Below are 12,845 nucleotides of genomic sequence, written 5' to 3' on the forward strand. Positions count from 1 at the left end.
TCATGCAAGCATTTAAACTCGATCAACCGGTTCCTGAACTGCAGCCTATCGGCAGCGTCAGCCTGCTGGGGGCAACGCCGACCGAAGGCGATCCGCAGGTGGCGGGCGCTATGGTTTACGGCGAACCGCAGGACGCCTTTACCTGCGGTCTGTTTTCGTCCACGCAGGGGAGTTTCACCATGACCTACCCGTTTACCGAACACGCCACCGTGCTGGAAGGCGAAGTTGAGCTGACCGTGTCGGGCGGCGAGCCGCAGCGCTTCGCGCCGGGCGACAGTTGGTTCGTCAAGCAGGGCACCGAAGTGGAGTGGAAAATCCTCACCCCACGCTTCGTCAAACACTACCTGGCGAACGTCGAAAGCCGCTAACCCACGCAGACAATCCCCGGTGCCCGGCGGCGGGGATTGTATTCATGCACCTGGTCACAGATTCAACCGCCGTTCTCCACCTTCAGGACGATATTCATTGAGCCGGATGCCAACCTAAATTATGACTATCCGGAATGGCTATTCACTTCCAGCCACTCCCTGCCCTTACCTATCTTGTGCAGAGGTTGACTATGTTCAGTAAAAGACTCGCCGGCCATCTCGAACGCGGCGTCGTCGGCTTTCCAACTACCCTCGCCAGCTCCGTCGGACTGATTATGGCCAGCCCGGTGATCCTGACCGTGACCAGCGGTTTTGGCATGGGCGGCGATACCTTCGCGCTGGCGGTACTGCTGGCGTTTATCATGATGCAGGCACAGGTCACCACCTTTGCCGAAGCGGCGACGCTGATCCCCACTACCGGCTCGGTATATGACTATATCGCCTGTGGGATGGGGCGCTTTTTCGCCATTACCGGCGCGCTGTGCGCCTATCTGATCGTGCATATTTTTGCCGGCACCGCGGAAACCATCCTGGCCGGGGTGATGGCGCTGGTGAACTTTGAGTCCATCAGCAGCCAGATGGCCGTCCACCAGAATACCTGGATGGTCGGCGTCGGGATGGTGGTGGTGTTCGGCCTGCTGAACGCCATTGGCGTCGAGATCTTCGGAAAGGTCGAAGTCGTACTGACCTTCGGGATGTGGAGCACGCTGACCATCTTCGGCCTGTGCGGGATTTTTATGGCGCCGGTGACCCATCTCTCCGGCTGGTTCGGCACGCCGCTGAATGTCAGCGATCTTTCAGGTCTGTTCGGCTATATCGGCATGGCGATGTTTATGTTCGTCGGCTGTGAACTGGTGACCCCCATGGCCCCGGAAATTAAACAAGCGCACCGGACCATTCCTCGCGCGATGGCGCTCGGCCTGCTGGGCGTCGCAAGCTGCATGTTTATCTATGGCGCGGCCATTAACCGTCAGGTCGAGAACGTGATGCTGGACGCGGCCAACAACGTCCATCTGCTGGATACGCCGATGGCTATTCCGGCCTTCGCTGAACGGGTGATGGGTCACGCGGGACAGTACTGGCTGGGCGTCGGCCTGCTGCTGGCGGGCTGCGCAACCATTAATACTCTGATGGCCGCCGTACCGCGGATTATCTACGGCATGGCGCTGGATGGCGCGCTCCCGCGCTTCCTGACCTGGCTGCACCCTCGCTTCAAGACGCCGGTTATCGCCATTGCCATTGGCGTGGCGATTCCCTGCCTGCACGCCTGGTATCTGAACGGCAATATCGATCGTATCGTGCCGCTGATCCTCGCCGCCGTCTGCGCCTGGGGCGTCGCCTATCTGCTGGTGACCCTCTCGGTGGTACTGCTGCGTATTCGTCGTCCGGATCTGCCCCGCGCCTACCGTTCGCCGTGGTTCCCGCTGCCGCAGATTATCTCCAGCGTCGGGATTATTATCGCCATCATCAATATCACCCCGCCGGGGATGGACAGCCGCGAAGTGCTGGTGCCATTCGGCATCATGCTCGGCCTGACCGCCGCCTATGCCCTTTTCTGGACGGTGTGCGTCCAGCGGGTCAACCCGTTCCGTCCGGTGCCGGTTGAAGAGGTGGTGGAACGCGCGATTGGCAACTATGAGAAACAGAACCAAGGGGAGATGACGCCAGATGCCCTCCGCCCCCTCATTTAGTACGCCGCTGATGAATGCGGTGCAGCGCGATCTGGCCGGCTGGGATAGCGAAAAGCTCAGCGAGCGCAGCGCGGTGCTGCACCTGAACGCCACCACCGATGTCATCTTCAGCGTTCGCCAGAAACGGCTGTTTATGGCCAGCATTCACAGCTGCGAATTTGTCGTCGAGGGGCCGGTCACCCGGCCCGCTCAGGGGAGAATTCGCGCCCATCAATCCGGCTGGCTTAAACGCCAGCCGGTGACCTTTCGGGCGGCAAAACCGGCCGCCGACCTCGCTCATTACCTCAACCGTTTTCCGCGTTTACAGCAGACATTGAGCGAGCTGGACTACCGCCGCTTCTCCTTAACCATCGATAACCAGCGCTGGCGCTGCTGCATTGAGCCGTGGGCCGCCAGCGAAGTGGTCTGCAAAATGCCGCCGCTGCGCCGCTATCTGCGCCTCGAAAAACACCAGCGGATGCTGCTGTTAAGCGTTATGAATATGCTGCATCAGGCGATCGGTCAGTGGATGGCGCAGACGGCGACAGAGAAGTGACATCAAAGAGACAGTGAAAAAGAGCACCGCACAGGAGAGCGCTTCTCCGCCTTCATAGCGGAGAAGCGAACGGACATTACTTCAGCCCAAACCGGTGCGCCAGTTCATCAATCGCCTGACGCTGAAAGCGGGTAAAGGCTTCACGCGGTTGCTGTTGCTGAATAAACGCCAGCAGCGGATCCTCAACCTCGGTTTTCACGCCGCTCAACGCCTCCATCACCGCCAGCCCGCAGAACGGTACATAGGATTCGGCATAGCCCCCTTCATGAACCAGCACCAGCTTACCGCCGCACAGGCGATCGGCGGCCTCCTGCACCCGTTCGGTCATGGCGCGGAAACTATCGCTGTGGAGCAGCATTCGCGCCAGCGGATCCATCGCGTTGGCATCGTAACCGCAGGCGACGATAATCAGCTCCGGTTCAAAGCGCGCCAGCGCCGGCAGAACGATCGTTTCCAGCGCATAGCGCCAGCCGTCGTCCCCCGCGCCGGCCATCAGCGGAACATTGATGTTGTAACCTTCGCCGGCGCCGGTGCCGCGATCTTCCTCTCCGGCATAGCCTGGCGGAAAACAGCCGTCCTGGTGCAGCGAGATAGTCAGCACATCGTCACGATGCAGATAGATATGTTGCGTACCGTTGCCGTGGTGCACATCCCAGTCGAGGATCGCCACTTTACCCAGCCCGAGCCGCGCCTTCGCCCGCTCCACGGCAATGGGAATGTTGGCAAGAAAACAGAAGCCCATCGATTGATCCGGCAGGCAGTGGTGACCCGGCGGCCGCGACAGAGAGTAGGCATTATCCAGCTCGCCGCTCAGCACCGCCTCTACCGCGGCACAGGCCAGTCCGGCAGAAAGGCAGGCGATTTCATAGCTGCCCGGTCCCAGCGGCGCCTCTTTGCCCAGCAGACCGCCGCCGCTATCGCTGATCGCCTTAAAGCGCTCCAGATAATGGGCCGGGTGAATGCGGCGCAGATCCTCCTCGCTGGCGGCCGCGCCGCCGCGTAGCTGAAGCTGCGAAGTCAGCCCCGCGACATCCATCAGGTTTTTCATCCGACGTTTGGTTTCCGGCGATTCCGCATGGCCCCCCCCTGCCGGAGGCTGTACCCAGCCACCGACCGGTAGCGTCACCGCATGCAGGCCGGTACTGTGCCAGAAACAACGTTCATCAAAGAAGAAACCGGTTTTTCTTTTCACTCTATCCTCCCGTTGGCTCACTCTTTCCGGCGGACGATGCCGCCAGAATTAATCCTGCTGAGATCAGCGCGCAGCCGCCTGCCGCCGCAAGCAGCGCATCGGCGCTGGAAAAACGTTGTAGCAGCGCCCCGGCCAGCGCCGGACCGGCCGCCATTCCGCCGCCAATCACCAGATTGATGCTGTTCATCAGGCGACCGTTGTTATCCAGCCCGGCAACGCGCGCGAGAATAAAAGGCAGAACAAAGGTCCAGGTGAATTTGAACAGCAGCGCGGCCAGCGCGAAGCGCACCAGCAGCGGATGGCTGACCAGCAGCACTATGCTGAGGATCAGCAGACCGTAGCCCAGCCAGACCGCTATCCGGTCCGGACGCCGCGTGCCGCGCAAAGCCGCCCCACCCGCGCCGATAATGCCGAATACCGTCGCGGCCGCCAGCACCATACCAATTTGCGCGGCGGTCAATCCCGCCGCGCTGCCGATGGTGCCGATAAAGGTCCACACCGCGCTGAGGCTGATATAAAACGTCAGCACCGCCAGCACGGCTAATAGCTTACGCAGCGGGGCCACCGACGGCCGCAGGCGGGAGGCGGGCATCGGCTGAAAACGTTGGGGAAAAGCCGGGACCAGCGGCAGACAGCAGAGCATGATAGCGGCGAGGATCAGGTACACCACCTTCAGGCCAAAGCTGGCAAACAGCGCGGGTAACACCAGCAGTCCCACCATTCCCAGCAGCAGCTGTCCCAGCACCCAGAAGGCATACACCCGGGAAGGATTGGCCGTCCCGGCCGCACAGCTGATACACAGAATCATCAGGGTGCCCCCCGCCAGCGAGGCGATGAAGCGGGCGATCAGCAGCGTTTCGTACTGACTGACCGCCGCCGAAACAAGATTGGCGACGAGAAATACCGCGCAGGCGCACAGGGCCACGCGGCGCCAGTTCAGACGACTCATCCACCACCATGCCGGCAGCGTCGCCAGGCTCATGGCGCCGAGTTCGGCGGAGAAAAGATAGCCAATCTCCGCCGGCGTCAGCTGCCATTCGCTGGCCAGCTGCGCCGCGACCGCTGGCGCGGTCATCAGAATCCCCGGCGCAACGGCAGCGAAAATGACGATGGCCGCCAGCAGGCGGGCGGTAAAAACCAGCCCTGACGGCTGGGATAAAGGCTTTTCAGCAACAGGCATACTCGACATCGTGGTGCGTGCTCCAGTCAAAAAAGTCTCCCCCCGGGCAGCAGTCCAGGGAGTGATACCGTCAGGCATCAGGAAAACGCCGCGGTCGGCGGCGCGCGCGGGATGCGATGAGTCAGATTACAGATGCAGCGTGCGCTGAGCGGATGGCATCCAGGTTCGGGAAACGAGCTCGGTACGATTGACCACTTCGGTCTTGGCAAAAATATTGCGTAAGTGGGTTTTCACCGTGGAGAGAGAAATATCCAGCTGACGGGCAATTAGCTTATTACTGGCCCCTTCACGGACCATGCCCACAATTTCACGCTCTTTCGCCGTCAGCATCGCCGGCAGGTCATCCTCTTCCCGGAGACAATCGTGGATTGCCAGCTCCACCAGCGGCAGCACCGCCTGGGCGCGCAGACGCTCTTCGCTGGAGAAAGCGACGTCGCGCATTAGGGAGATGCCGGCAATAATCCGTCGGTCGCGGCGAATAAAGACCTCCGTCATGTCGCGAACATTATTCGGCAACATAAACTCATGATAGTAATGACGGTTACGGTCACAGACGCCTGGCGTCATCGCCGCCATGGTAATCGCCTGATGGCTAAAGCGGGACGGCAGCAGCGGATCTAACGGCTGAAAACACTCCAGATATTGCTGGTGCGTATTCGCAGAAATATTATGCAAAATATAGTGTTCTGGTTTTAAACGATGATTAACCCGATAAAACACCGCCGACGACAGTGGAATTAACTGTGAAATAGTCTGTAAACAACGGGCAATTATCGCATCATTACGACTGGCTTTTAATAAAGCAGACATGATCCCCTCCCGTCGAGGTGAAAGTGCGTGAAACGCGGATGACCAACGATACAGGAAGCATACATTTCACATTTAAGTAACACAATCATTAACATATTAACAATGTGATATTGGTTGCAAAATTTTATTTAATTAATTGTTATTTAAGGAATTGTTATTCCGCATATCGTTGGGTTATCGACATAACATTAAAACATAAACAAAAGTTATTAACTTTATTCGCGGGCGTCGCACGGTTCACATTCTCACGCTTTTCAGCGCCAATCTCGTCCTTTAGAACGAGTGTCTTTTTAAACGACTCCTCTATACCTGATAAATATCACTCAGGTCATTTTCATCAGGCGCTTAACTTTGCAAGGAAGCGCAGGTTTTTCTGCTGCCCAAACAGGGCCGCAGGCAGAAAGAATTAACCGGGGACCGAGTACGGCCTCGCGCCAGAATGGCCAATAAAATAACCTCACCGGACAGGATCAAAACGATGCTGAATATCGCCGCATTACGCCAGCAGCAAATTCCGCTGGCTATGGAGCCCCGGGCAACGGTGCCCTTTCATCTTTTGATCAAACCCATTGGCCCGGCCTGCAACCTCGCCTGCCGCTACTGTTATTACCCGCAGGGCGAGACCCCGGTGCGGAAAATGGACGATGCGACGCTGGAGTCGTTTATCCGCCGCTATATTGCCGCCCAGCCCGCCGGCGCCCGGGAGATTAATTTCGTCTGGCAAGGCGGCGAACCGTTGCTGGCCGGACTGCGCTTTTATCAGAAGGCGCTGGCGCTGCAGCAGCGCTATGCCCCCGCGGGCGTCACCATCAGCAACAGCCTGCAAACCAACGCCACGCTCATCAACGATGCGTGGTGCCGCCTGTTCCGTGAACATCATTTCACGGTCGGCGTCAGTCTGGAAGGCAGTGAAACGCTGCAAAACCACCACCGTCCGGATAAACGCGGCCAGGCCAGCTACCCAGCGGCGCTGCGCGGTATCGCCCTGCTGCACCGGCATCAGGTGGAATTTAATTTACTGGTGGTGGTCCACGACGAGATGACCCGGCACGCCGCTTCTGTTTACGACCACGTCGTGAGCCTTGGCGCCCGCTACCTGCAGTTTCAGCCGCTGATGAGCGAGGGCGATGCCCAGGCGCAGGGCTATCGGCTCAGCGCCGATAACTGGGGGCGCTTTATGGTCGCTATCTGGCGCCAGTGGCGTAAACGCGGCGATATCGGGCGGGTTTTTGTGATGAATATTGAGCAGGCGTGGGGGCAATATTTTACCCACACCAGCGCCACCTGCGTCCATGCCGCCCGCTGCGGCAGCAACCTGGTGATGGAGCCCGACGGCCGTCTCTACGCCTGCGATCACCTGATTAACGACCGGCATCATCTCGGCCAGCTCGACGACCGCCCGCTGGCTCAGGCGGTGGATAGCGCGACCCGTCTGCCCTTCGGCAGCGAAAAAAGCCGACGCCGGGAGTGCCAGCAGTGCGCGGTAAAAATCGTCTGCCAGGGCGGCTGTCCGGCCCATCTTAACGACGCAGGCTACAACCGGCTGTGCGCTGGCTACTTCCATTTTTTTAGCGAAATTCTTGCTCCGCTGCGCCCCTACTCCCGCGATCTGAAGGGGCTGCGCGCCTGGCGTGCCCGCTTTATCGACAGCCGGGTGACGCGCTAACCGATATTTTTCCATGGTCGCGCCGCCTTCATCTTCGGGCGCGATGCATCCCCGAGCCTGAACAGGAGACCCGGTAGTGAATAAAAAAACAGTGGCCGCCGCGCTGAGCATGATCCTCTCCGGCGCAGCGCACAGCGCGCAAACCGAGCGCCCCAACATCATCGTGATTATCGCCGACGATATGGGGTATTCCGATATCAGCCCCTTCGGCGGCGAAATCCCGACGCCTAACCTGCAGGCGATGGCCGAACAGGGCGTGCGCATGAGCCAGTACTACACGTCGCCGATGTCAGCCCCTGCCCGTTCGATGCTGTTGACCGGGAATACTAACCAGCAGGCCGGCATGGGCGGAATGTGGTGGTATGACAGTATCCTTGGCAAAGAGGGGTATGAACTGCGCCTCACCGATCGCGTCACCACTATGGCCGAACGATTTAAAGATGCCGGCTATAACACGCTGATGACCGGGAAATGGCACCTCGGCTTTGTGCCCGGCGCCACGCCAAAGGATCGCGGCTTTCGCCACTCGTTCGCCTTTATGGGCGGCGGCACCAGCCATTTTGACGATGCGATACCGCTGGGTACCGTCGAAGCCTTCCACACCTACTACACCCGCGACGGCCAGCGGGTTTCGCTCCCCGCCGACTTTTACTCCAGCGAGGCCTACGCCGCCCAGATGAACCAGTGGATCAAAGAGACACCGCCGCAACAGCCGGTTTTTGCCTGGCTGGCCTTTACCGCCCCCCACGACCCGCTGCAGGCGCCGGATGAATGGATTGCCCGTTTTAAAGGTCAGTACGAGCAAGGTTATGGCGAGGTTTATCGCCAGCGAATTGCCCGCCTGAAGGCGTCAGGGATCCTCCATGACGACACGCCGCTCCCTGGGTTGGATCTCGATAAAGAGTGGGCGGCGTTGACGCCGGAGCAGCAAAAATACACCGCGAAAGTGATGCAGGTATACGCCGCGATGATCGCCAACATGGATGCGCAGATCGGTACGGTGATGGAAACGTTGAAGCAAACCGGGCGTGATAAAAATACCCTGCTGATCTTTTTAACCGATAACGGCGCCAACCCGGCAGAAGGCTTTTACTACGAATCCGAACCCACGTTCTGGCAGCAGTTCGACAATCGCTACGAGAATATTGGCCGCAAAGGTTCGTTCGTCTCCTACGGCCCGCACTGGGCGAACGTCAGCAACGCCCCGTACGCGCGCTACCACAAAACCACCAGCGGCCAGGGCGGCATCAATACCGACTTTATGATTGCCGGGCCCGGGATTGTCCATCGCGGCAAAATCGACGCCACCACCATGGCGGTGTATGACGTCGCGCCCACCCTCTATGAGTTCGCCGGTATCGATGCCACCAAAGCGCTGGCGAAAAAACCGGTCCTGCCGATGGTCGGCGTCAGCTTTAAACGCTATCTGACCGGCGAAACCTTACAGCCGCCGCGCTCCCGCTACGGCGTCGAGCTGCATAACCAGGCGGCCTGGATTGACGGCGACTGGAAGCTGCGGCGGCTGGTAAAAACCTTCCCGCAGGCGGGGGACGCGCCGTGGGGGCTGTTCAATCTTAAGCAGGACCCGCTGGAAACCCATGATCTCGCCACGCAATATCCACAGCGGGTGCAGACCATGAGTCAGGATTACGCGGCGTTTGCCGGACGCACCATGGTGGTTCACGCCGATGGCAAAGCCATCGACTATGTCGGCATCGACGCGAAAACCGGCCGCTACCTCGCGGTGGATCCGCAGACCATGAAACCCGTTGCCGCGCCGCAGGCGATACCGGCGCCGCAGCACGATTGATTCCTCCGGCGCTCGTTCTTTCGGGCGATAGCCGGGAGCGCATCCCCTTTCTAAGGTACAAAGCAGGCGTTCCGGGAGAGAAACAATGAGTAGAGTGGTAGTGATTACCGGCGGCGGCACCGGGATTGGCGCCGCCTGTGCACGACTGATGGCGGCGGCGGGCGAGACGGTGTTCATTACCGGTCGCCGTCTCGCTCCTTTGCAAGCGCTGGCGGAAGAGACCGGCGCCGTGGCGCTGGCTGGCGATGCCGCCAGCGGCGATGAGTGGCAGTCTCATCTGCTGCCGACGATTCTCGAACGCGCGGGCCATATCGACGTTTTAATCTGTAGCGCGGGCGGCATGGGCAACGGCGCCGTCGTGGAGACCAGCGACCGGCAGTGGCGTGCGGCGCTGGAAAGCAATCTCAACAGCGCGTTTGCCAGCGTCCGCGCCTGCCTGCCATCGCTGATTGCCCGGCGCGGCAACGTGCTGTTTGTCGCCTCGATCGCTTCCCTCGCCGCCGGGCCGCAGGCCTGCGGTTACGTCACCGCCAAGCATGCAGTGATTGGCCTGATGCGTTCGGTCGCGCGGGACTATGGCCCACAAGGGGTACGCGCCAACGCCATTTGCCCCGGCTGGGTGACCACGCCGATGGCCGATGAGGAGATGCAGCCGCTGATGGACGCGCAGGGTATCAGCCTTGAGCAGGCCTATCAGCAGGTGTGTCGCGACGTCCCGCTGCGCCGCCCGGCCAGCGCGCAGGAGATTGCGCTCGCCTGCCAGTTCCTCTGTTCCCCGCAGGCGTCGATTATCAGCGGTGCGACGCTGGTTGCCGACGGCGGCGCCAGTTCGGTTGATGTCCCGACGCTGGCGTTTGCTTAACGTTCTTACACAACAAGGATCTCACATGACTTCAGAAGCCGTATTTATTCAGGTCGGCGCGCTCGCGGACGGCTTTGCGCCTCACGGCAACGTCCTGCCGGTGACCTCTTTGCCTGACGGAAATCCCCTGACCTTTTATTTGGCCGATGGCGCCCGTCATCAGTTGACGATGGCCGATACCCACACCCTGCTGTGGGACGGCCAGCCCGTTTCCGGGCGCGTGACCGCCATTCGCCCCGATGTGCTGTTTATCGATTTTCTCGATCCCGGCAAGGAGAACGCCAGCATCAGCGCGGTGTGCAACCTGGCGCAAAATAACGCCACCCTGGTGTACGGTCAGCTGCCGACGGAGCAGGCCGCACGCCTCGATGCGTTCAGCCGCGTCGAGCAGGGTCTGCCGCTGACGGCAGTCGAAGTCCACTTCCATTTTGCCCGTCTGAACCGCGAGCCGGGGCCGCTGCCGACCTTCACCCGCGCGCTGGTGGGGATGCGTAACCAGTACACCTACAGCCCGACCGAACGCTACGAGCATATTTATCTCAACGATAACTTCTATGCCTGGCAGTGTCTGGACGGTGTCGAGAAAGGTCTGGCGGATGTCGATCGCTGTCACTATGTGCAGGTGGCCGACGATCTGACGCTGTTCGTCTGGCGCGAGAAAATCATTCCGACGCTGGGCGTGATCCTTATCGATCTGCAGCAGATGCGCACCGACGGCAAGATTCTCGGCTATCAGGGAAGTGATTTTGCCGCGCTGAGCAATTTCCCGGTCGGGGCCAGCGCGCAGATTCTGAATGTGACGAACCCTTCGTCCTGAGCGTAACGCCGGAGCCCGACGGCTCCGGCACACGCCGCCGTCAGGCGCTGGCAATCTCCAGCCGCGCCAGCTGGGCGGCATTCAGCGTCAGCTGAGCAGCACGAGCAAAGCTCTCGACCTGGGCCACGCTGGTGGCGCTGGCAATCGGCGCGGTCACCCCTTCCCGGCCCATCAGCCAGGCCAGCGCCACTTCGCCAGGTTTCGCATGGTGCTGAGCGGCAACCTCTTCCAGGGTATCGATTATGCGCATTCCGCGCGGATTAAGGTATTTCCCGATGCCGCTGCCGCGCTGGCTTTGCGCCAGATCGGACGGTTGACGGTATTTACCGGTCAGGAAACCGGAGGCGAGGCTGTAGTAGGTGACGACGCCTATTTCCCGGCTGATGCACAGGTCGCACAGCGCCCCCTCAAAAGCGGAGCGGTGATAGAGGTTGTATTCCGGTTGCAGCACCTGCCAGGCCGGCAGCCCCTCTTTCCGCGCCACTTCCAGCGCCGAGGAAAGCTGCTGGGCATCCAGGTTAGAAGCCCCCGTCGCGCGGATTTTCCCCGCCTGCTGCAGCGCGTGAAAAGCGCTCAGCGTCTCGGCAATGGGGGTTTCCGGGTCCGGCCAGTGGGCGAAATAGAGATCGATATAATCGGTGTTCAGACGGCGCAGCGAGTTTTCCACGGCCTGCTGGATCCAGGCTTTCTTCAACCCTTTTTGCCCGGGTAGCCCTAAATCAGAGCCCACTTTGGTGAAGATTTTTACCTTATCACGCATCCCCGGACGCGCCTGTAGCCAGCGGCCAATCAGGGTTTCCGACTCACCGCCCTGATTGCCATCCGCCCAGCGGGAGTAGACATCGGCGGTATCAATGGCGTCAAAGCCGTGGTCGACAAAAGCATCAAGAATGGCAAAACTGGTTTTTTCATCGCAGGTCCAGCCAAACACGTTGCCGCCGAAGACCAGCGGCGCGATGGAAAATCCGGTTTTACCCAATGGACGTGTATTCATGCCGTTCACTCCTTATCGCTTATATTCTGCATCCTTCGCCAGGCCGCAAGGGGCGGGAAAGAACCATGAGTGGAGAGTCAGAAAAGGAATCTTGCGGCGGGCCCATCCGTGCCCGCCGGACGCATCACAACATTATGTCCCGGAATAGACGTCAAAGCTAAAATATTTACCCGACAGTTTTTTATAGGTTCCGTCGGCGAGAATCTGCGCGATCGCGCGGTTAATTTCCTGACGCAGCGCGTCATCCTCTTTACGCAGGCCAATCGCCGCGCCGGCGCCGAACAGCTTATTATCCTGCAAACTTCCGCCGACAAAGGCGAAATCTTTACCCTGCGGCTGCTGCAGGAAGCTGTAGTCCGCCATCATTCCGGAGAGCACCGCGCCATCAATACGCCCGGATTCCAGATCCCGCACCACGCTGTCAGCGCCCTGATAGGCCACGATATTAATTCCCGCCGGACGCCAGTGCTGATTGACGTACGTCTCCTGCGCCGAGCCCTGCTCCACGCCGATCGTTTTGCCTTTGAGCTGCTCCGGCGTATTGCCGGTCAGCGTATTTTTGCGCGCCACGAGGAACACCGGGCCGTTATACAGCTTGTCGCTAAAGCCAATCTGCTCTTTGCGTTTCTCGGTCATATACATGCCGGAGAGAATCGCATCGAATTTACGCGCCTTCAGCGCCGGAATAATGCCGTCGAAATTGCTTTCCACCCACACGCATTTCGCCTGCAGCTGCTGGCAGATGGCGTTGCCTAAATCAATATCGAAACCCGCCAGCTTGCCCTGCGGGTCTTTCCATTCAAACGGCGCAAAAGTGGGATCGACGCCAAAACGAATTTCTTTTTGTTCTGCGGCCAGCGTCGATGCGGACGCCATCAGCGCGACCCACAGCAGTAGTGATTTTTTCATTATTTACGAGC

The 12,845-nt window shown here is 59.8% G+C and carries 12 protein-coding genes; 7 read left to right on the forward strand and 5 right to left on the reverse strand.

Annotated features, from left to right (window positions below; genetic code table 11):
- Positions 1-2 precede the first annotated feature (2 nt).
- The 3 genes from GRPL_RS02480 (at position 3) to GRPL_RS02470 (ending at position 2,594) form a co-directional block, all read left to right on the forward strand.
- Positions 3-368 (forward strand): cupin domain-containing protein, encoded by a 366-nt coding sequence (locus GRPL_RS02480; protein ID WP_032689054.1) that lies wholly within the window; start codon positions 3-5, stop codon positions 366-368.
- Between the two features lie 191 nt (positions 369-559).
- A complete protein-coding gene (locus GRPL_RS02475; protein ID WP_032700620.1) occupies positions 560-2,059 on the forward strand; it encodes an APC family permease in 1,500 nt (499 codons plus the stop codon).
- On the forward strand, positions 2,037-2,594 hold the full coding sequence (locus GRPL_RS02470) for a DUF3156 family protein (protein ID WP_032700621.1): 558 nt from the start codon (positions 2,037-2,039) through the stop codon (positions 2,592-2,594). The genes GRPL_RS02475 and GRPL_RS02470 overlap by 23 nt, the downstream gene beginning before the upstream one ends.
- Before the next feature lie 76 nt (positions 2,595-2,670).
- On the opposite strand, the gene GRPL_RS02465 is transcribed toward GRPL_RS02470, so the two are convergent.
- From GRPL_RS02465 to GRPL_RS02455, 3 genes are all read right to left on the reverse strand, one after another.
- On the reverse strand, positions 2,671-3,786 hold the full coding sequence (locus GRPL_RS02465; protein ID WP_032700622.1) for a class II histone deacetylase: 1,116 nt from the start codon (positions 3,784-3,786) through the stop codon (positions 2,671-2,673).
- A 1-nt stretch (position 3,787) separates the two neighbouring features.
- On the reverse strand, positions 3,788-4,975 hold the full coding sequence (locus GRPL_RS02460; protein WP_032700623.1) for an MFS transporter: 1,188 nt from the start codon (positions 4,973-4,975) through the stop codon (positions 3,788-3,790).
- Positions 4,976-5,092: 117 nt separating this feature from the next.
- Complete coding sequence (locus GRPL_RS02455; protein WP_032689061.1) at positions 5,093-5,776, reverse strand: helix-turn-helix transcriptional regulator; 684 nt, start codon at positions 5,774-5,776, stop codon at positions 5,093-5,095.
- Between the two features lie 478 nt (positions 5,777-6,254).
- Here GRPL_RS02455 and GRPL_RS02450 point away from each other — a divergent pair, with 478 nt between their 5' ends.
- The 4 genes from GRPL_RS02450 to GRPL_RS02435 all read left to right on the forward strand — a co-directional run bounded on the left by GRPL_RS02450 (position 6,255) and on the right by GRPL_RS02435 (position 10,931).
- Positions 6,255-7,442, forward strand: coding sequence for an anaerobic sulfatase maturase (locus GRPL_RS02450; RefSeq protein WP_032700624.1), 1,188 nt, complete (start codon positions 6,255-6,257; stop codon positions 7,440-7,442).
- Positions 7,443-7,518: 76 nt separating this feature from the next.
- On the forward strand, positions 7,519-9,252 hold the full coding sequence (locus tag GRPL_RS02445; protein WP_032700625.1) for an arylsulfatase: 1,734 nt from the start codon (positions 7,519-7,521) through the stop codon (positions 9,250-9,252).
- Positions 9,253-9,337: 85 nt separating this feature from the next.
- The gene (locus tag GRPL_RS02440; RefSeq protein ID WP_032700626.1) at positions 9,338-10,114 is read left to right on the forward strand and encodes an SDR family NAD(P)-dependent oxidoreductase; all 777 of its coding nucleotides are present in this window, start codon (positions 9,338-9,340) and stop codon (positions 10,112-10,114) included.
- 25 nt (positions 10,115-10,139) lie between these two features.
- Positions 10,140-10,931 carry a MoaF C-terminal domain-containing protein gene (locus tag GRPL_RS02435; protein WP_032700627.1) on the forward strand — a complete coding sequence of 264 codons (792 nt, stop codon included), beginning with the start codon at positions 10,140-10,142 and terminating at the stop codon, positions 10,929-10,931.
- Between the two features lie 40 nt (positions 10,932-10,971).
- On the opposite strand, the gene GRPL_RS02430 is transcribed toward GRPL_RS02435, so the two are convergent.
- Positions 10,972-11,925, reverse strand: a complete 954-nt coding sequence (locus GRPL_RS02430) for an aldo/keto reductase (protein WP_032689070.1) — start codon at positions 11,923-11,925, stop codon at positions 10,972-10,974.
- A gap of 132 nt (positions 11,926-12,057) precedes the next feature.
- Complete coding sequence (locus tag GRPL_RS02425) at positions 12,058-12,834, reverse strand: ABC transporter substrate-binding protein (RefSeq protein ID WP_032689073.1); 777 nt, start codon at positions 12,832-12,834, stop codon at positions 12,058-12,060.
- Positions 12,835-12,845: the final 11 nt, after the last annotated feature.

This window comes from Klebsiella planticola ATCC 33531 (assembly GCF_000735435.1).
GTDB lineage: Bacteria > Pseudomonadota > Gammaproteobacteria > Enterobacterales > Enterobacteriaceae > Klebsiella > Klebsiella planticola.